We start from the raw sequence: 19,707 nt of genomic DNA, 5'->3' as shown, positions 1-19,707 counted from the left end.
ATTAGATACTGGATTATACCCGAATATCACCAATGAGCCGCTGAATTTCTCGAAAGGGGCGCGGTTTTCCTAACCGAGGTAAATGGCGCAACACTTCTTGAATGCTCGTTGCGCCCATTGCTGCTTTTGCTAACCCATCCTCCAATAATGTCACCAAGCCGGCAGTTTCAATACCAATGCGCCGAATCTCTGAAGAAGAGCGTTTCGCAATAATTGCATCTTTAATGGGTTCGTTGGAAATGAGCAATTCAAATATGCTCACGCGCCCAAGATAACCAGTGTATTGGCAATCGCTGCAACCGCGTCCTTTGCGAAAGTTGGCTCCCACTAAATCTGCTTGATGGATGCCTAAACGATGTAATTCTTGCGCGTTAGGACGATAGGGTTCGGCACACGTTTCGCAGACGTGACGCAAGAGACGTTGTGCCAATACTGCTATCACGGTCGAGGCAATTAAAAAAGGTTCAATTTGCATATTGGTGAGCCGCAATAAGCAGCCGATGCTGTCTTCGGTGTGAAATGTCGTCAACACTTTATGCCCGGTGAGGGCGGCTTGAATAGCGGATTCGGCGGAGAATTGATCTCGAATTTCGCCGAGAACGATAACATCAGGGTCTTGCCGCACCATGTGGCGCAGGGTTTCTTCAAAAGTTAAATTAATTTTAGGATTTAAGTTACATTGCGCAATGCCATCAATGACGTATTCAACTGGGTCTTCGGCGGTAATGATGCAGCGTTCGGAATCGTTTAAATAGTTAATACATCCATATAAACTGGTGGTTTTACCAGAACCGGTGGGGCCGGTCACTAAAATGACGCCGCTGGGTAAATCTAACGCTTCTGCTTTTAAGCGTTCCAGCATTCGAGATGCCATGCCAATTTCTTTCACATCAAGCAATTCAACTTTACGACTGAGCAGCCGCAATACGATTTTTTCGCCAAAAATCGTCGCAAAAAATGAGGCGCGGACATCGCTGCGGCGACCGGTGCGCGGATCGTCAAAGCGAAATCCGCCGCCTTGATGACGGCGTTTTTCAGCAATATCGGCTTGACAGAGGATTTTGAGGCGGCTGCTGATGGCCGGTGCCAGTGTGCGTTCCAGCTCGCGGTGCAGAACCAAAACGCCGTCGCGGCGAAAACGTACCCGCAATTGTTGGCGCATCGGTTCGATGTGAATGTCGCTGGTGCCCTGCTCCAGCGCGTCGATGATGATGCTATCCACGACGCTGGTGACGTCGGCTTCGTTGAGTTCGAGCGGACGGGCGCGACTGTGTTGGCGGCTGTTTTCGTAGGTGCTGATGCTGTCGTCAATGGCGCGACGGGTGCTGATGGCGGGCACGATCTTGCCGTAGACACTTTCGGCTGCTTGCCGTCCCACGCTGTCGAGCGGATTGCGAAAGGCGATGATGGTGCCATCGGCGTCGCGGCGAATCGGTACGGCTTGATGACGGCGACACCAATCTGGCGTGACTTGAAACAGAATTTCGTGATCAATGTCGGTGAAACTCGGCTCTTCGTGCAAAAAACCCAGTTGATCGCCCAGCACTTCAATTAACTGCTGTTCCTGAATTAAATGCTTTTCCAGCAGAATTTCGCCGAGGCGTTTGCCCTGAAATTCGGGATATTGCTGCGCTTGCAAGGCGGCGCGTAAATCCTGCGGTTTGAGATAACCCAGCTCCACCAACAAATTGCCCAGCGGCACCACCTGCCGTTGTTCGCGCAACGCCTGCCGCAGTTGTTTGGCATCGAGATAGCCCAACTCCTGCAACACCTTGGTCAGCGAATACTCATCGGGCAGCTTGCTGTGGACGCGCCGCGCTTGCGTCAATTGATCGCGGGTGATGATTTGGCGCTCTTCCAGCAGCGTCGCAATTTGCTTGCTGGTGTCTTGCGCGGGCGGCGTCGGAACGGACGCTGGCGTCACGATTCCTCGTGTTTCAAGGATGGCAGCAATCTGTTGGGGGGGAGTTGGCATAACCGGCGGGGAGGAATCACGACTAGAATGCTCGAATCATTGCACGATGGTTGGTTCTTAAAACAGATTGCTCCAAATGGCGATCTGTTGTCTGCAATGCAGACAACAGATTGCCTCAACGCAAGTGCTAACGCTAGACTTAACGGCTGAATTTCGACGCCTTTTCGCACGTTGACCTCCTTCTAGTCCTCATAATTGATCCTTTTTGTGGAGTCCCGCATGGCTATTGAACGCACTCTCTCAATTATCAAACCCAACGCTGTCGCCAAAAACGCCATCGGTGCCATTCTCGCCCGCTTTGAAACCGCTGGGCTGCACATCGTCGCCGCCCGAATGCTGCATCTGAGCCACGAACAAGCCAGCGCGTTTTATGCGATTCATCAGGGCAAGCCGTTTTTTGATGAACTGGTGGGCTTTATGACCTCCGGCCCGGTGATGGTGCAGGTGTTGGAAGGTGAGGACGCCGTTGCCAAAAACCGCGACATCATGGGTGCAACCAATCCCGCCAACGCCGCACCCGGCACCATCCGCGCCGATTTCGCCGACTCGTTCACCGAAAACGCCGCACACGGTTCTGACGCAGTGGAAACCGCCGAGGTGGAAATTGCCTTCTTTTTCCCCGAAGGCGCGTGTCCGCGCACCCGTTGATTTATCCCCACTTGATGACCGCTCCCACCCCGTTACCGAATCTGTTTGACCTGCGGCTTGCCGAGTGCGAGGCGCTGGCGGTCGGGCTGGGCGTCAAACCTTTTCACGGGCGCAATCTCTTCAAATGGTTACATAAACATGGCGTTACTGATTTCGACGCCATGTCCGATTTACCCAAATCGTGGCGCGAGCGGCTGCGCGAGGTCACGCGGCTGGAGCTGCCGCGCATCATTGCTGACCATCCGTCTGCCGATGGCACCGTGAAATGGGTGCTGGAATTGCACGACGGGCAGCGAGTGGAAACCGTCTGCATTCCCGAAGGTCGCCGCCGCACGTTGTGTGTCTCTTCACAAGTGGGCTGCGCGTTGAATTGCGCGTTTTGTGCCACCGCGCAACAGGGCTTTAATCGCAATCTCACGGTGAGCGAAATCATCGGGCAGGTTTGGCACGCAGCGCGTCAGCTTGACCAACCGCTGACCAACGTGGTGCTGATGGGAATGGGCGAGCCGCTGGCGAATTTTGATGCCGTGATCGCCGCGCTGGAGATCATGCAGGACGATCTGGCGTACATGCTCGCCAAGCACCGCGTGACCGTCAGCACTTCCGGCGTCGTGCCCAACATTTATCGGCTGCGCGAGGTCAGCAACGTCTCGCTGGCCGTCTCGCTCCACGCGCCCACCGACGCGCTGCGCGATGAGCTGATGCCGATCAATCGCAAATATCCGCTGGCGCAACTGCTGCCGGCGTGTAAGGCGTATCTCGGCCGCGATCCGCGCCGTAAAATCACTTGGGAATACGTCATGCTTGATGGTGTGAATGACAGCCTGACACACGCGAAGCAATTGATTCGCTTATTAGAAGGCATTCCTTCCAAGCTCAATCTCATCCCCTTTAACCCGTTCACCGGCAGCACCTTTGCCACCTCGCCACCGGAGCGCGTGGAGGCGTTTCGCCTGCGGCTGACCGGCGCGGGGATTTTCGCCATGACGCGCAAAACGCGGGGCGATGAGATCGCTGCTGCTTGTGGACAATTGGTGGGGCGGGTGAATGATCGCACCCGCCGCGTGGCAGTGCCGGTGGTGAACTGAATGAACACAGCGCAGAGGCGACGGTTGCTGATGCTGGGACTCTGCTGCGGGCTGGTGGCTTGCGGCAGTCTCAAAAAGCAGACGCAGCACACTGATGAGGCGTTGGGTTTAGACCCGGAAGATAGCCCGGCGGAGCTGTATGTCCGCATGGCGGAGGAGTATTACAACCGGGGTCAAACTGATGTTGCCTTTCGGCGGGCGCAGCAGGCGCTGGAAGCCGATAAAAAATATCCGCGTGCGCACGTTTGGGCGGCGTTTTTATACGAAGAAATCGGGCAAGCAGCGCAGGCTAAGGAACATTACGACCGCGCCATCGCGCTCGCGCCTAACAATTCCGACGTGCGTTATGCCTATGGCGCGTATGAATGTCGCCAAAAACATTACGCCGAAGCCGAGACGCAGTTTCAAAAGGCGCTCGCCAATCCGCTGTATGCCACGCCATGGCTGGCGCTGACCAACGCCGGCAATTGCGCCGTGCAGGCGGGCAATCTCACGCAAGCGGCAACGCATTATCAAGCCGCGTTAGTCGGCAATCCGAGTTTTGGCCCGGCGCTGGTAAAGTTGGCAGACCTCGCGCAGCGGCGCGGTGATGCCAAAGCCGCTAAAGGCTATTTAGATCGTTATTTTGAACCCGCAACTGTGCGCACTCCCGCCACTGCCTATCAGGCGCTGACGCTGGGCGTTACGGTGGAGCAGCAGTTGGGCAACCGCAAACGCGCCAGCAATTATGAACAGGCACTGCACAAAAATTTCCCCACTGCGCCCATCACCAAATCCGGTAACTTGTGAGCCTGCGGCACCTGCCACTGCTTTGAACTAGCGCCATTTTTTGAGGCGCGACCTGCTTTTTTTGTTCCCAGTCCTGTGACTGGGATTTTTCGCAGAAATGGAAATACTGATGAACGCATTGAATGTGATCGAAACAGCGGTACCAGACCGCGTCGATCCTGCCGAGCGCCCCGGTCAACACCTCCAGCGCGAGCGGCAATCACGAGGTCTCGAACTCGAGCGCGTCGCCACCCAACTGCACCTGCGCAAGGATGTGGTGGACGCGCTGGAACAGGGTCGTTACGACGAATTGCCAGCGCCGGTCTACGTCGCCGGTTATCTGCGCAACTATGCGCGGCTGTTGGAAGTGGATGCCGAGCCGCTGCTGCAAGCGTATTACGCCAGCACCCGTTCTGATGTCACCCCGCCAGTGACGCCAGCGCCGTTGCCGGTGGCGGAGCCGGAGCTGGAATTGCCAACGCCTGCTGCTGCGCCGCTGGAGCTGACGCCAGCGCCGACTCCAGAATTGCCACTTGCGCCCGTCATCCTCGCGCCAGCAGCGCCGCCGCCGATTGTGCTCCCAACGTTTGCCCACCCAGCGGCAGAGCCTGCTATCACAGCGCCACGCAGCAACACGACGCTGCTGCTGATTGTGGGCGCATTGCTGCCAGTGCTGGCGCTGGGTTGGTATTTTCGTGCTGATCTCGCGCCAACGTTGTTTGAATCAGCAGTTGAGCAGACGGCGGAAAACGCAGCCCCATCTCAACTCCCACCAATTCAAAATGAGGCTGAGGAGGCGACGGCTGCTGCCAGCGCCACCGCGCCAGCAGTGGTTGCTCCGGCACCAGCGCCGTCGGAAGCCGCGCCAACAGTTGCGGCGAGCACTGCACCTGCGCCGGATGCTGGCGCGGAAACAACCGCTCCAGCAGCACTTGCGCCGCTGGAGGTGACGCTGGAATTTATGAGCACGGCGTGGCTGAGTGTCACCGGCGGCAATGGCCGCACCGTGCTCACTGGCAAAATCCGCGAGGGCGAACGGCGCGTGCTGACCGGGCAGCCGCCATATCAGTTCATCATCGGCAAAGCCAACGCGGTCAAGGTGACAGTGAATGGCGAACCATTTGATGTGATGACTCATGCGCGAGGCAATGTGGCGCGGTTCACCTTGCCGCTTGCGCCCGCACCAGCGGCTGACGCTGCCACCGATTCCGCAACTGCGACGACCTCCGAATATGACTAAATCTCTGCAAGCGATTCGCGGAATGCACGACATCTTGCCGGCGCAGGTGGCGCTCTGGCAGCACGTTGAAGATACCGTGCGCGAGGTGTTGACCAGCTACGGTTATGCGGAAATCCGCACCCCGCTGGTGGAGGTCACGGCGCTGTTTCACCGTGCCATCGGCGCTGTCACCGACATCGTTGAAAAGGAGATGTACAGCTTTGATGATCGCAACGGCGACAGCCTGAGCTTGCGCCCGGAAGGAACGGCAAGCTGCGTCCGCGCTGCGCTGGAGCACGGGCTGTTAATCCAGCCGCAGCGCCTGTGGTATCGCGGTGCGATGTTCCGTTACGAGCGCCCGCAGCGCGGTCGTTATCGCCAATTTCACCAGATCGGCGTTGAAACCTTCGGGCTGGCGGGTGCGGAGATTGATTTGGAATTGATGTTGCTGACGGCGCGGCTGTGGCGACGGCTCGGCTTGACCGATTTACGCTTGGAACTCAACTCGCTCGGCGATGCCGAGGAGCGGGCGGCGTATCGGGCGCAATTGGTCACCTATCTCAGCGCCCACGCCGATCAGCTTGATGCCGACAGCCAGCGCCGTTTGACCACCAATCCGCTGCGGGTGCTGGATTCCAAACATCCGGCAACGCAGGAGATCGTCGCTGGCGCTCCCACGTTGTTGGCACATCTGGGCGCGGAGACGCGCAGCCATTTTGAGCAAATTTGCGCCGGACTCGACGCGGCGGGCGTGAGTTATCAACTCAATCCGCGTTTGGTGCGCGGTTTGGATTATTACAACCGCACCGTGTTTGAATGGGTCACTGACGCGCTCGGCGCACAGGGCACGGTCTGCGCGGGCGGGCGCTACGATGGTTTGGTGGCGCAATTAGGCGGCAAATCGGTACCAGCGATTGGTTTTGCGATGGGTTTAGAGCGGCTAGTGGAAGTGCTGGCAGCCGCTGGGCAGATGCCGGATAGCGCCGTTGATGTGTATTTGGTCGCAGTTGGCGCGGCAGCACAACAGGCTGCGCCGGTGGTGGCAGAACGGCTGCGCGACGCGGTGCCGGGCTTGCGGATGTTGACCAATTGCGGCGGCGGCAATTTCAAAAATCAATTCAAAAAAGCCGATAAAAGCGGGGCACAATTTGCGCTGGTGCTGGGTGAAACGGAATTGGCAGAGAATCGCTTTGGGTTGAAATCATTGCGCTTGGATTCTGAACAACAGTCATTCACTTTTGAAGAATTGACCGCATTTTTAACTGCGCATTTAACGGTATAAAAAACGCACTGCGACGGAGATGATTTTGAGTTACGAAACTGATGAAGAAAAAGTAGAAGCCATTAAAAAATGGTGGAAAGAAAACGGTTTATCCGTGATTGCCGGCACCGTGCTGGGTTTGGGCGCGATTTCGGGCTGGCGACTGTGGGTTGACCATCAACAGCGCGTGGCGAGTGCGGCATCTGCGGCATTTGAGCAGGTCGTGACGGCGGCTGATACTGAGGGCACGGCGGCGCTCACCACCGCAGTGGCGGCGCTGAAAGATGATTTCAATTCAACCGCTTACGCCAGTTTGAGCGATTTAGTGGCAGCCAAAGCGTTGTATGAAACGGGCGATGCGGCGGGAGCGATCACGGCGCTGCAACAGGCGCTGGAGGCTGCGCCCGATCCGGCGTTTGCGACCATCGCGGCGCTGCGGCTGGCGCGGATTCAAGTCGCCGAAAAACAATGGGATGCGGCGGCGGCAACCATCGCGGCGCACGATCACAGCCCGGCATTTGCGGGAGCGTTTGCGGCGGTGCGCGGTGATGTGGCAGTTGGGCGCGGTGACATTGCCGGAGCGCGGGTGGCGTATGAACAGGCGCTGGCGCAGGGCTGCGGCTTGGCGGAATTGGTGCGGTTGAAACGCGACAATTTGCCACCGGCGAGTTGAAAATAGTTGTCAGTTGTCGGTAAAAAAACAGCGTTTCACTGCCAACTGACAATTTTTTAATTACCACTTTTATTGAACATTCACGACGGATCAGGGGCACATGAAATTCCAACGCAGGTCGGGAATTTTTCGCATCGCGGCGCTAATTTTAATTGGCGCGTTGAGCGGTTGCAGCTCGGTGCCTTGGTTTGGTCAAGATAAAAATCCGACGCCGCCAACGGAATTAACGGCGCTGACGGCGGAGGTGACGCTGACGCCGCGCTGGTCGGTGCGCCCGACACGCGGCACGGAAGGGCGGCGGCTGTATCTGGTGCCGGCGCTGCACGGCGGGCGGTTGTATGTCGCTGATGCCAGCGGGCTGATCGTGGCGGTGGATGCTGACAGCGGGCGGACGCTGTGGCAGCGCGAGACGGGTTTGGCCTTCAGCGGCGGGCCGGCGGTGGCGGGCGAGCGGTTGGTGCTGGGCACCAGTCAGGGCGAATTGGTGGCGCTGGCGCTCACCGACGGGCGCGAACTGTGGCGCCATCAGCTCGGCAGCGAGGTGCTATCGGTGCCGAGGTCGATCAGCGCGGAGGCGATTTGCGTTCACACGCTGGATGACACGCTTTACGCGCTTGACGCGGCGACTGGTCAAGAACGTTGGCATGTGAATTATCCCGCGCCGGTGCTGACGTTACGCGGCAGCAGTACGCCAACGCTGACGCCGAGCGGAGTGGTTGTCGGTTTATCCAGCGGTAAATTGGTCAAAATTGATCCGCACGACGGGACGCCGTTGTGGGAAGTGGTGATTTCGCGCCCCAGCGGACGTTCTGAGCTGGCGCGGATTGCTGACCTTGACGCCGATCCGCTGCTGGTTGATGACCAAATTTACGTCGGCTCATATCACGGCGATCTCGCGGCAGTGGACGTGTTGACCGGCGCGGTGCGTTGGCGGCGCGAGTTGTCGGCATACGCTGGGCTGGCAGTCGCCGCTGACAATTTGTTCATCACCGATTCGCAAGATCAAGTTTGGAGTGCGGATATGCACTCTGGCGCGGGGCGCTGGAAACAGGATGGGCTGCGTTATCGTCAATTGACTGCGCCGACGGTGGTTGAGCAGTGGCTGGTGGTCGGCGATGTGGAGGGTTATCTGCATGTGCTCAATCAAAGCGATGGGCGCTTGGTCGGGCGGTTGCGGCTCACCAAAAAAGCGGGAATCACGGCGCGGCCGCTGCTGGCAGATGGTCGCCTTTACAGCTACGCCGATGATGGGACGTTGGCGGCGCTGACGGTGCTGAAATCTCAAGCTGCCGCTCTTAAATCCAGCCAACCGCCCGATCTCAAATCCCCCCAACCGCCTGATTTCAAATCCCCCCAACCCCCCTTTTTCAAAGGGGGGCTTTCTGCGTCGCCGCCTGCGTCAGCTAAAACACCTGCGCCGGTCGCTAAAACCAATCCCGCTCCGGCGCATTAAACGCCTGTTTGTTATCGAGTATTCAAACCATGTTGCCTGTGATTACCCTGATTGGCCGTCCGAATGTCGGCAAATCGACGTTGTTTAATCGCCTGACCCACACCCGCGATGCGTTGGTGGCAGACTTTCCGGGCTTGACCCGTGACCGCCAATACGGCGTCGGTCAAGGCGGTCCGCGCCCGTATGTGATCGTGGACACCGGCGGCATCGGTACGGCTCCCGAAGGCATTGAGGCGCTGATGGAGCGGCAGGTGTTGCTGGCAGTCGAAGAAGCCGATCATCTGTTATTTTTGGTCGATGCCCGCGATGGCTGTACGCCAGAAGATTTTGAAATTGGGCAGCGGCTGCGGCGCTTCGGCAAGCCGATCACGCTGGTGGTCAATAAAAGTGATTCCACCAATAGCGCCATCGCTGCGGCTGAGTTTCATCGGCTGGGGCTGGGCGAGCCGCTGCCGGTGTCGTCAACGCAGGGGCACGGTATCCGCGAGCTGCTGGAGCTGGTGTTCGCGCAGTTGCCGGACGCCGCCAGCGATCCCGCTCCGGCAGCAGATGGAGTGCGCGTGGCGGTTGTTGGGCGTCCGAATGCGGGAAAATCGACGTTAATCAATCGGTTGCTCGGTGAGGAACGGGTGGTGACCTTTGATCTGCCCGGCACCACCCGCGACAGCATTTTTATCCCGTTTGAACGGCTGGGGCGGCACTACACGCTGATCGATACCGCTGGTTTGCGGCGGCGGGCGCGAGTTCACGATGCGATTGAAAAGTTCAGCGTGATCAAAACGTTACAGGCGATTGCGGCGGCAAATGTCATCATTTTGGTGCTGGACGCGCATCAGGGCATCGGTGAACAGGACGCGACGCTGGCGGGTCACATCATCGAGAGCGGACGGGCGCTGGTGGTGGCGGTCAACAAATGGGATGGTTTGTCGGTCGAAGAGCGCGAGCGGGTGAAAAGCGAATTTGTGCGCAAGTTGGCATTTCTCGATTTTGCCAAGCAACATCTGATTTCGGCGTTGCACGGCAGCGGCGTGGGGCTGCTGTTGGATGAGGTGGATCGCGCTTACGCCAACGCGACCCGTGATTTAGGAACGCCGATTTTGACGCGGATGTTGGAAGCGGCAGTGCAGGAACATCAGCCACCGTTGGTACATGGGCGGCGCATTAAATTGCGGTATGCGCATCAGGGCGGGCGCAATCCGCCAATTATCGTGATTCACGGCAATCAAACCGAATTGGTGCCAGAAACGTATCGGCGTTATCTCATCAATCGCTTTCGTAAAGAATTAAATTTATTGGGAACGCCGCTGCGATTGGAATTCAAAACCAGCAACAATCCTTTTCAAGGGCGAAAAAATAAACTCACGCCCCATCAAATAAAACAGCGCCAGCGGTTAAAAGATTTTACGAACCGGAAAAAGTAGTGATTTAATCCCCCCTTTTCAAAGGGGGGGGCTGGGGGGGGATTATCAAAACGGGCTTGAGATAACTACCACCAAACATTCACACTTTACCCATTAAGTATAAATGCCCCAATTCACCGAAGCAGTGCAATCATTTTTATAACACCTTGCTCACCAGTTTAATCGCTAAATCTTGTGGATCGCTTTCAATCCGAAAACCCAAAGATTTAACCAGCGCCAGCATTCGCGTATTCGCCGTTAATACTTCGCCATCCATCACGCGCAATCCCCGCAACCGCGCATTTTGCATCAAAGATCGCATTAACCGAGCGCCAATTCCTAAATTGCGCCAGTGATCAGAAACGACAATCGCAAATTCACAATCTTCACCGCCCGGGCGTGTCATATATCGCGCCACGCCAACTTCCACTTCTGCGCCATCTTGTTCAATCACGCCAATTAACGCCATTTCACGGTCGTAATCAATTTGCGTAAAGCGCACCAGCATTTCTGGCGATAATTCTTTAATCGTCTGCATAAAACGAAAGTATTTGGTTTGCTCCGACAAACCGCGCACAAATTCCTGTTCTAATTCGGCATCTTCTGGGCGAATCGGGCGAATCACCAAATCTTTACCGTCTGGCAATTGCACCCGTTCAATTAAATGACTCGGATACGGATGAATCGCCATGTGACCATAGGTTGTCTGCTGCGGCGGGCGATAATCAACTTGAATTCGCGCATCAACCGCAATCACTTCTTTATCGTTGCCAATTAACGGATTGATGTCCATGCGAATAATTTCTGGTAATTCGCACACCATTTCCGAAACGCGCTGGAGAATTTTTGCCAGCGCGACCCGATTCATTGGCGGCATGTGCCCAAACGCGCCCATCAAACGCACGATGCGCGTGTGGTCAATCATCGTTTCCGTAATAAACGCGTTGAGCGGCGGCAAACCCAGCGCCCGATCCGCCAGCACTTCTTCTTTCGTGCCGCCCGCGCCAAAACTAATCACCGGCCCAAAAATCTTGTCGCGGAACACGCCGATCATCAGCTCACGGGCAGCGCGAGTGGACGCCATGTGCTCAACGGTGATGCCCTCCAAACGCAGCTCCGGACGCAGCCGTTTGGCGCGGTCGATGATCTCGCTGAAAATGCGCCGCACCGACTGCGCGTCGTCGATATTCAACCGCACGCCGTCCACGTCCGATTTATGTTCTAAATCAAAGGCGTTGAGCTTCATCACCACCGGAAATCCCAGCATTTCCGCCGCCATCAGCGCCTCATTCGGGGTGCGCGTGAGCACCGCCTGCATGGTCGGAATTTGAAACGCCGCCAAAATCGCCTTCGCCTCCACCGTGCCCAGCGTTTTGCGCCCTTCCGCCATCACGCCCTCAATAATCAACCGCGCTCCCTCCACATCCGGCGGGTTTTCATGTGAGAGCGGCGCAGGCGATTGCATCAGCAATTTTTGATTGCGGTGATACACGGCGAGAAATGAAAACGCCTCCGCCGCAGCTTCGGGGCTGTCAAATTGCGGCACATCGTGCTCCGCCAACAGCGCCTGCGCCGCCGCCACCCGCTTGCCGCCCATCCAACACGCCAAAATCGGTTTACGGCTGGCTTTGGCAGCGGCGATCACCTGCTCGGCAGCCGCCACCGGATCGCCAAACACCAGCGGCGCGAGAATGCACAACACGCCGTCCACTTCGCTATCAGCCAGACACGCATCCAGCGCCAGCCGATACCGCTCCGGCGGCGCGTCGCCGATGATGTCCACCGGATTACCGTGCGACCAATATCCGGGCAAACCCTGCTCCAACGTCTGCCGCGTCGCGTCGCCGAACTGCGCCAGCGTCAAGCCCAATTCCACCATCCGATCTGCCGCCAACACGCCGGGGCCGCCGCCGTTGGTGATGATGGCGATGCGATCTCCCGCCAGCCGTCGCCGTGTTCCAAACACCTGCGCTGCCGCAAACAGTTGATCTAAATCAGACACCTGCACCACGCCCGCCCGCTCGGTGACGGCGCGGAATACGTCTGGCGAACCGACAAATCCGCCGGTGTGCGATTTGATCGCACGGGTGCCAGCGGGATGGCGACCGGCTTTGACGACGATCACCGGCTTGAGTCGCGCTGCCGCTCGCAGCCCGCTCATAAAATGCCGCGCATGACGAATTCCTTCGACATACAACAGGATGCACTGCGTTTGGGTGTCGAGCGCGAGGTAATCGAGGATGTCGCCAAAATCGACATCAGCCGCTGCGCCCAGCGAGACGACGGCAGAAAATCCCACCTTGCGCCGTTCTGACCAATCAATCATCGCCGTGCAAATCGCGCCCGACTGCGACACCAGCGCGACGTTGCCGGGCTGCGGCAAATCCTGTCCGACGCTGGCATTTAAGCCGTGCTGCGGGCGCATCACACCGAGGCAGTTGGGGCCGAGCGCCCGAATGTGATTGCGCCGCGCTGCTTCCACCATCTTTTCTTGCAGCACCACTCCGCGCTCGCCGTGCTCACCAAAGCCGGCGGAATGCACCACCGCGACCTTGACGCCATAACTGCCGCATTGATCGAGAATCGCCGCCACCGCTTCGGCTGGCGCGGCAATCAGCGCCAGATCAATCTGCTTATCCAGCGCCTTCAAATTGGGATAACAGGGCTGATCGGCGACCTCCTCATATTTCGGATTGATCGCGTAACAATGCCCGCTAAAACCGCCTGCGAGCAGGTTACGAAACACCAGCCCGCCGATGGAGCCGTCGCTATCGCTGGCACCAAATACGGCGACGGCGCTGGGAGTAAATAATTGGTCAATGTCGGACAAACGCATGAGAGCGATCCTGTAAATGCAGCAAAAAACGGGCGACGCTGGCGCTTAAAAACGCAGTGTCAAGTAAAAAAATGCAGTGCCACCAATGAGTTGTAATAACAGCGCGGCCTGTGGATAACCGCCATCGTTGACCAACAGACTCAACACCATCGGCGCAGCGAGACCGAGTAACACGCGGCGACTGCGGCGCGTCAACGTTGGTGCTGACCAACGCGCAGCGAGCCGTGCGCCCAATTCTGCGGCCAAGAACCCGCCGCTCAAGCCCGCAGCGACATCAATTGGCCAATGTGCGCCGACGGCGATGCGGCTGATGCCGATTAAAATGACGAATAAAATCAACGCGATTCGCGCCTCAATCCAGCGCAATTGCAGCAGCAACACGCCGCCGACCATGCCCGCCGTGACGCTGTGACCGGAGGGAAAGCTGTACTGGCGCAGTTCGCAGCCGAGGCGCTGGAAACTGTCGGCGGCGAGCACGGCAGCGGGGCGGGTGGCGTCGAATAATTCTTTTAAGCCGCGACTGTAAAGCGTTGCAAGGATTGCGGCGAATAATAGCGGCCACAACAATTGGGGATAACGCCATGCCAATACTAGCATTAAAGTGAATGCAACGCGCTCATCACCCAATACAGTCAGCCATTGCCATAACCATTCTGGATAAGCAGTTGCCCATTGATTGATAAAGTAAAAACCAGCGTGATAACCGCCAACAAAAAACAGGCTGGCGGTAATAAAAAACCCAATGAATGCCAAGAGCAATAACGGTTGTTTCACGGCATGAACTCCGACTGAGCTGTTAATTTCAACAAGATGAAGGCACCGCGTTGATAAATCAATTCAGCGGTCAATTCAGGATATTCACACTGCAATGCTGCGCGTTTATCCACCCGCAAAAAAACCAGATCGCCAGCTTGCAACGGTCTTTTCGGCGTGATGGCTTGCCGATACACGCTAAAACTGGGCGCTGACGTGCGATACATCACCGTTGGTAGCGCCATGTGCTGCGCAATTAACGCCGCTTCTTTGACTGGCAATTGTAAGGCGGTAAAGATGCGCGGCATGACCACGCCATAAACCACAACTGTTTGTAATACACCCGCCAAAATCAGCCGTTGCCATAACGACATTGTGGCGTGTTGCCATAACCAAATGATGACCGCCAAACTGATTAACATCGCAATGCCATATAAAAGATCAAACTCCTGTTGCGCAACAGTGAGAATTCCCGCTAGTTGTGGATTTAATTGCCACATGGCGCGGACTTCGGCGGAATGACTGGTGGCGATGCCGTGCGCAACATGCAGAATAAAATCGACAATGAGCGGTAGCGCCACGAATAATATAATCAACAGCAATGGCGGCAGCAGTGCCAAACTGCGCTGAGTCAATTGTTCTCGATATTTTGCCATCAAAATAAATAACGGCGTCGCGCCATATAATAAATAATGCGGCAATTGCGTGGCGGAAAAAGAGAAGAAAATGAACACGCTGATAAACCATAGCCATAAAAAGCGTTCCAATTGATCCTGCCACGCGCTGCGATAATTGCGCCACAAATTGATTAACCAGCCGCTAAATGGCAGCACAATTAACGGTAACGCGATGACATAATAGCCCGGAAACCCCGCATGACCGTGCATGACAGCAGTAAAGCGTCCAGCGTTGTGTTGGAGAAAAAAGCTCTCGAAAAAACCGATGCCGTCATCAAGATAAATTGCTAAATACCAAGGAACGGTGACGAGGAGAAAAATCAACCATCCCAGCGGTGAAATGGCAGCAAATAACCAGCGTTTTAAGACTTGCCAACTGTGTAGCGACCAGCGAATTTCCGTTAATGTAAATAGAAAACTCACCAACACGGGAAAGAATACGGCAACAGGGCCTTTCGTTAAAAATCCCAATCCCATCCATAAATAAGCACGATATAAGCTGCGGCGCTGCGTTTTCACTGCTGGCGCAGTAAAATAACGATACATGTCAAAAAAAGTCAGCGCCAAAAATAAATTGAGCAACGCATCCGCGACTGCCGCTTTACCAATTAACGAGACTTGCAGCGCCAGTGCCAAGGTTAATCCCGCTACCGTTGCTGTTGGCGCATCAATGTGTTTGCGTACAAAACCCCATAACGCTAACACCCAGAAACTCGCAGCAAGTGCTGACGGCAGGCGTAAAGCGAATTCATTCAAGCCGAATACTTGCGTGGAAGCTGCTTGCAGCCAATAGATTAAAATCGGTTTATCATAACGCGGCTCGCCGTCTTTATGTGGCGTGATAAAATTGCCGCTCTCTAACATTTCCCGCGTTGCTTCTGTGAATGCACCCTCGTCAAGATTGTATAATGGCATCGCGCCAAGTTGCCAAAAAAAACTCAGCGCAATCACGAATAACAATGTCCAAGGTGAGGTCAGTATGCGCTCGAATAATGAAGCGCTTTTTAATGTCGCTGTTATCATAAAATCCTCAATTGTATCTATTCACATGAAACGACAATTGCTGTTTGTCACGGCGCTGTATTCTATTCTATGCGCTGCTTGTTTATTCGGCAGTGAATCCGCGCCAATTTACGGTTATCGCATCGTCGCCAGCTTTCCGCACGATCCGGCGGCGTTCACCCAAGGATTGCTGATTTTTAACGGGCAACTGTTTGAAAGCATTGGGCTTTATGGGCATTCGGCGCTGCGGCGCGTTGACCTGACGACCGGGCGCATTGAACAGGAAACGCGCCTGCCTGCCGACTGTTTTGGCGAGGGGATCGCCATCTGGCGCGATGACATCGTGCAACTGACGTGGCGCGAGCAGCGCGGTTTGATTTATGCGCGGACGACGTTGCAGCCCCGCGCCAGCTTCACCTATTCCGGCGAAGGTTGGGGCATTACGAGCGATGGGACGCAGTGGATTATCAGCGACGGCAGCGCCGAACTGCGGTTTTTTGAGCCGACAACGCGGCGCGAAGTGCGGCGGGTGCTGGTGCGCGATGGCGAACAAAAAGTGATGGCGCTCAATGAGTTAGAATGGGTGGCGGGCGAAGTTTGGGCGAATATCTGGCAGCAGGAGCGAATTGCGCGGATTGATCCGGCGACGGGCGCAGTCGTGGGCTGGCTGGATTTGCGCGGGCTGCGTCCGCTCGCAGCGCGGCGCAATCCCGACGCGGTGCTCAACGGCATTGCGTATGATGCTGCGAGCGGGCGGCTATTTGTTACCGGCAAATACTGGCCGCAAGTGTTTGAAATCACGCTGATACCGCCGCCCCGCTCATAGCCATCGCCTGCGCCGAATCCCGCCGCCGCCTTATCATAGAGCGATCTTTCCCTGAATTTTGAGTACTGCCAATGTTGGTTCTTCATGGCGCACCCGCCCTCTCTGCTTTTCGTCTCCGCAAACTCGCTGACCGCCTGAGCGCACATCTCGACATATCGCTGCAAATTAGCGCCTTTTATGTGCATTTTGTGGAATTAAACGCGCCATTGAGCGCCAGCGAGCAGGACATTCTGACGCGGCTGGTGCTGGATGACGCGCCAGCGCCCAGCGCCAACGCAACCGCGCAGTTGATTTTGAGCGTGCCGCGTCCGGGCACCATTTCGCCTTGGTCATCCAAAGCCACCGATATTGCCCACAATTGCGGTCTCAATAAAATCAAACGCTTGGAGCGCGGCATCGCCTATTTTCTCAACGGCGATCTCAGCACCGCCCAGCTCCATCTGCTCGCGCCGTTGCTGCACGACCGCATGACGGAAACGGCGCTATTTGATCTCGCTGCCGCGCAGCAATTATTTAATGAACATCTCCCGCGTCCATTGCAAATCATTCCATTTTTAACTGAAGGTGTTGCGGCATTAGATGCTGCCAATACTGCATTAGGTTTGGCATTGTCCGCCGATGAAATTGCATATTTAGCCGATAGCTTTACGGCATTGCAGCGCAATCCTACTGACGTGGAATTGATGATGTTTGCGCAAGCCAATTCTGAGCATTGTCGCCACAAAATTTTTAATGCGAAGTGGGTGATTGATGGTGTGCCGCAGCCAGATTCATTATTCCAAATGATTCGCCGCACCACTGCACACTCACCAATCGGCGTGTTATCCGCATATCAAGATAATGCGGCGGTAATTGAGGGCGGAATTGGACAACGTTTTTATCCCGATCCGAATACCGGCATTTATGCGGAACACGCAGAACCGATTCACATTTTAATGAAAGTGGAAACCCATAATCATCCGACGGCAATTGCGCCGCATCCGGGTGCGGCAACCGGTTCTGGCGGTGAAATTCGGGATGAAGGCGCGACCGGACGCGGAGCAAAACCGAAAGCGGGTTTATGCGGGTTTTCGGTGTCTAATTTGCGCATTCCCACTTTTATTCAGCCTTGGGAAGACGATTACGGCAAACCCGACCGCATCGTTTCCGCGCTGGACATCATGTTGGATGGCCCGCTGGGCGCGGCGGCATTTAATAACGAATTTGGCCGCCCGAATCTCGCCGGTTATTTCCGCACCTATGAACAAACGTGTGTGGATGCGAGCGGCGCTGCCGAACGGCGCGGTTATCACAAGCCGATCATGCTGGCAGGTGGTTTGGGCAACATTCGCGCTGAACATGTGGAAAAACAACCATTTCCACCCGGCACGCCGCTGATCGTGCTCGGCGGGCCGGCGCTGTTGATTGGTTTGGGTGGCGGCGCGGCATCCAGCATGGCAGCGGGTAGTTCGGCGGAGAATTTAGATTTTGCCTCGGTGCAACGCGCCAATCCCGAAATGGAGCGGCGCTGTCAGGAAGTGATTGATCGCTGTTGGGCGCTGGGCGCGGCGACGCCAATTTTATTTATTCACGATGTCGGCGCGGGCGGTTTGTCGAATGCGTTGCCGGAATTGGTACACGACGGCGGGCGCGGTGGTCAGTTTGAATTGCGGCAAGTGCCGAATGACGATCCGGGCATGTCGCCGTTGGAAATCTGGTGCAATGAGGCGCAGGAGCGGTATGTGTTGGCAATTGCGGCCGAGCGGCTGGCGCAATTTGCGGCGATTTGTGAGCGCGAGCGGTGCCCATTTGCGGTGGTGGGCACGGCGCTGGCGAGTGAGCAATTGCAGTTGAATGATCAGCACGGGGCGCAGCGCCCAATTGATATGCCGCTGGCGCTGCTATTCGGCAAGCCACCAAAAATGGTGCGAGAAGTCATTCGTCAATCGCAACTGCCGATTGATAAATCCCCCCAACCCCCCTTTTCCAAAGGGGGGCTTGAAGCAGACTTTTCCAAAGGGGGGCTTTCTGATTCTCCGCCCTTAGAAAAAGGGGGGCTGGGGGGGATTTTAGAGGCAATTGAGCGCGTGCTCCGTTTGCCGACGGTCGCCGATAAATCGTTTCTCATCACCATCGGCGACCGCAGCATCACCGGCTTGGTTGCCCGCGAGCAGATGGTTGGGCCTTGGCAGATTCCGGTAGGCGATTGCGCCGTCACGCTCGCCGATTATCACGGCTACAGCGGTGAGGCGATGGCGTTGGGTGAACGCGCTCCGTTGGCGCTGCTGGATGCGCCGGCTGCCGGTCGCATGGCGATTGGCGAGGCGTTGACCAATTTAGCCGCCACCCGCCTCAACCAACTCAGCGACATCAAACTGTCGGCCAATTGGATGGCGGCAGCAGGTCATCCCGGCGAGGATGCGCGGCTTTATGACACGGTGGCGGCGGTGATGGAGCTGTGTACCGCGTTGGGCGTGGCGATTCCGGTTGGCAAAGATTCGATGAGCATGAAAACGGTCTGGCAAGACGCGGCTGGCGCTCGTCGCACCGTGACTGCGCCGTTATCGCTGATCGTGTCGGCATTTGCGCCGGTGGCGGATGTGCGGGCGACGGTGACGCCACAACTGCGCACCGATCTCGGCGCTACTGAATTGATTTTATTGGATTTAGGCTGCGGAAAATACCGGCTCGGCGGCTCGGCGCTGGCGCAGGTTTACGGACAACTCGGCGACCTCGCGCCCGATTTGGAGCGACCGGAATTGCTGCGCCAATTCTTTAATGCACTCCGCGCTTTACACGACGCCGAGCAATTATTGGCGTATCACGACCGTTCTGATGGCGGTTTAATTGTCACCGTATTAGAAATGGCATTTGCGGGGCATTGCGGAATTGATCTTGATGTCACCGCATTGACTGCCGCGCCGCTCGCAGTCTTATTCAGCGAAGAATTGGGTGCGGTGATTCAAGTGCGGCAAACAGATTGCGCGGCGGTATTCAATACGCTGCACCAGCACGGTCTCGGCGCATACAGCCATCGCATTGGTTGTGTGAATGAAGATGATCAAATTCGGCTATTGATCAATCCCCCCCAACCCCCCTTTGCTAAAGGGGGGCTTTCTTCTCCCCCCTTTGAAAAAGGGGGGAGAAGA

General features: G+C 56.4%; 14 protein-coding genes. 10 read left to right on the top strand and 4 right to left on the bottom strand.

The features are described from left to right. Window positions 1–13: 13 nt before the first annotated feature. The gene (locus tag CKO12_RS08615) at window positions 14–1,975 is read right to left on the bottom strand and encodes a GspE/PulE family protein (protein WP_200154336.1); all 1,962 of its coding nucleotides are present in this window, start codon (window positions 1,973–1,975) and stop codon (window positions 14–16) included. Window positions 1,976–2,194: 219 nt separating this feature from the next. Between CKO12_RS08615 and ndk the strand changes: the two genes are divergently transcribed. The 8 genes from ndk (at window position 2,195) to der (ending at window position 10,506) form a co-directional block, all read left to right on the top strand. Continuing rightward, on the top strand, window positions 2,195–2,623 hold the full coding sequence (ndk, locus tag CKO12_RS08610; RefSeq protein WP_200154335.1) for a nucleoside-diphosphate kinase: 429 nt from the start codon (window positions 2,195–2,197) through the stop codon (window positions 2,621–2,623). A gap of 14 nt (window positions 2,624–2,637) precedes the next feature. Further along, a complete protein-coding gene (rlmN, locus tag CKO12_RS08605; protein ID WP_200154334.1) occupies window positions 2,638–3,711 on the top strand; it encodes a dual-specificity RNA methyltransferase RlmN in 1,074 nt (357 codons plus the stop codon). Continuing rightward, complete coding sequence (pilW, locus tag CKO12_RS08600) at window positions 3,712–4,500, top strand: type IV pilus biogenesis/stability protein PilW (protein WP_200154333.1); 789 nt, start codon at window positions 3,712–3,714, stop codon at window positions 4,498–4,500. Window positions 4,501–4,609: 109 nt separating this feature from the next. Beyond that, window positions 4,610–5,719 carry a helix-turn-helix domain-containing protein gene (locus CKO12_RS08595; protein ID WP_200154332.1) on the top strand — a complete coding sequence of 370 codons (1,110 nt, stop codon included), beginning with the start codon at window positions 4,610–4,612 and terminating at the stop codon, window positions 5,717–5,719. After that, window positions 5,712–6,980 (top strand): histidine--tRNA ligase, encoded by a 1,269-nt coding sequence (gene hisS, locus CKO12_RS08590; RefSeq protein WP_200154331.1) that lies wholly within the window; start codon window positions 5,712–5,714, stop codon window positions 6,978–6,980. Before CKO12_RS08595 ends, hisS begins: the two co-directional genes overlap by 8 nt. 19 nt (window positions 6,981–6,999) lie before the next feature. Further along, a complete protein-coding gene (locus CKO12_RS08585; RefSeq protein WP_338032723.1) occupies window positions 7,000–7,632 on the top strand; it encodes a YfgM family protein in 633 nt (210 codons plus the stop codon). A 100-nt stretch (window positions 7,633–7,732) separates the two neighbouring features. Further along, a complete protein-coding gene (gene bamB, locus CKO12_RS08580) occupies window positions 7,733–9,085 on the top strand; it encodes an outer membrane protein assembly factor BamB (protein ID WP_200154329.1) in 1,353 nt (450 codons plus the stop codon). Between the two features lie 29 nt (window positions 9,086–9,114). Further along, window positions 9,115–10,506: a ribosome biogenesis GTPase Der gene (gene der, locus CKO12_RS08575; protein ID WP_200154328.1), complete on the top strand. Its 1,392-nt coding sequence runs from the start codon at window positions 9,115–9,117 to the stop codon at window positions 10,504–10,506. 136 nt (window positions 10,507–10,642) lie between these two features. On the opposite strand, the gene CKO12_RS08570 is transcribed toward der, so the two are convergent. From CKO12_RS08570 to CKO12_RS08560, 3 genes are read right to left on the bottom strand one after another with little or no spacing between them, the layout of a single operon-like run. Beyond that, on the bottom strand, window positions 10,643–13,321 hold the full coding sequence (locus tag CKO12_RS08570; RefSeq protein ID WP_200154327.1) for a bifunctional acetate--CoA ligase family protein/GNAT family N-acetyltransferase: 2,679 nt from the start codon (window positions 13,319–13,321) through the stop codon (window positions 10,643–10,645). 45 nt (window positions 13,322–13,366) lie between these two features. Continuing rightward, window positions 13,367–14,095 (bottom strand): phosphatase PAP2 family protein, encoded by a 729-nt coding sequence (locus CKO12_RS08565; protein WP_200154326.1) that lies wholly within the window; start codon window positions 14,093–14,095, stop codon window positions 13,367–13,369. Then, a complete protein-coding gene (locus CKO12_RS08560) occupies window positions 14,092–15,774 on the bottom strand; it encodes an ArnT family glycosyltransferase (protein ID WP_200154325.1) in 1,683 nt (560 codons plus the stop codon). The genes CKO12_RS08565 and CKO12_RS08560 overlap by 4 nt, the downstream gene beginning before the upstream one ends. A gap of 25 nt (window positions 15,775–15,799) precedes the next feature. Between CKO12_RS08560 and CKO12_RS08555 the strand changes: the two genes are divergently transcribed. Further along, window positions 15,800–16,579 (top strand): glutaminyl-peptide cyclotransferase, encoded by a 780-nt coding sequence (locus CKO12_RS08555; protein ID WP_200154324.1) that lies wholly within the window; start codon window positions 15,800–15,802, stop codon window positions 16,577–16,579. A gap of 71 nt (window positions 16,580–16,650) precedes the next feature. After that, a partial coding sequence (gene purL / locus CKO12_RS08550) for a phosphoribosylformylglycinamidine synthase (protein ID WP_200154323.1) occupies window positions 16,651–19,707 on the top strand: 3,057 nt, incomplete at its 3' end.

This window comes from Chromatium okenii (assembly GCF_016583745.1).
In the GTDB taxonomy this organism is placed as follows: Bacteria; Pseudomonadota; Gammaproteobacteria; order Chromatiales; family Chromatiaceae; genus Chromatium; species Chromatium okenii.
This window is presented reverse-complemented; position numbering and strand designations above follow the sequence as displayed.

Excerpts from the sequence above, each read along its gene's own strand:
- ndk (WP_200154335.1), top strand. The coding sequence starts at position 2,195 with ATGGCTATTGAACGCACTCTCTCAATTATCAAACCCAACGCTGTCGCC.
- pilW (WP_200154333.1), top strand. The coding sequence starts at position 3,712 with ATGAACACAGCGCAGAGGCGACGGTTGCTGATGCTGGGACTCTGCTGC.
- der (WP_200154328.1), top strand. The coding sequence starts at position 9,115 with ATGTTGCCTGTGATTACCCTGATTGGCCGTCCGAATGTCGGCAAATCG.
- hisS (WP_200154331.1), top strand. The coding sequence starts at position 5,712 with ATGACTAAATCTCTGCAAGCGATTCGCGGAATGCACGACATCTTGCCG.
- bamB (WP_200154329.1), top strand. The coding sequence starts at position 7,733 with ATGAAATTCCAACGCAGGTCGGGAATTTTTCGCATCGCGGCGCTAATT.
- CKO12_RS08555 (WP_200154324.1), top strand. The coding sequence starts at position 15,800 with ATGAAACGACAATTGCTGTTTGTCACGGCGCTGTATTCTATTCTATGC.
- CKO12_RS08585 (WP_338032723.1), top strand. The coding sequence starts at position 7,000 with ATGATTTTGAGTTACGAAACTGATGAAGAAAAAGTAGAAGCCATTAAA.
- CKO12_RS08615 (WP_200154336.1), bottom strand. The coding sequence starts at position 1,975 with ATGCCAACTCCCCCCCAACAGATTGCTGCCATCCTTGAAACACGAGGA.
- rlmN (WP_200154334.1), top strand. The coding sequence starts at position 2,638 with ATGACCGCTCCCACCCCGTTACCGAATCTGTTTGACCTGCGGCTTGCC.
- CKO12_RS08570 (WP_200154327.1), bottom strand. The coding sequence starts at position 13,321 with ATGCGTTTGTCCGACATTGACCAATTATTTACTCCCAGCGCCGTCGCC.
- CKO12_RS08595 (WP_200154332.1), top strand. The coding sequence starts at position 4,610 with ATGAACGCATTGAATGTGATCGAAACAGCGGTACCAGACCGCGTCGAT.
- CKO12_RS08560 (WP_200154325.1), bottom strand. The coding sequence starts at position 15,774 with ATGATAACAGCGACATTAAAAAGCGCTTCATTATTCGAGCGCATACTG.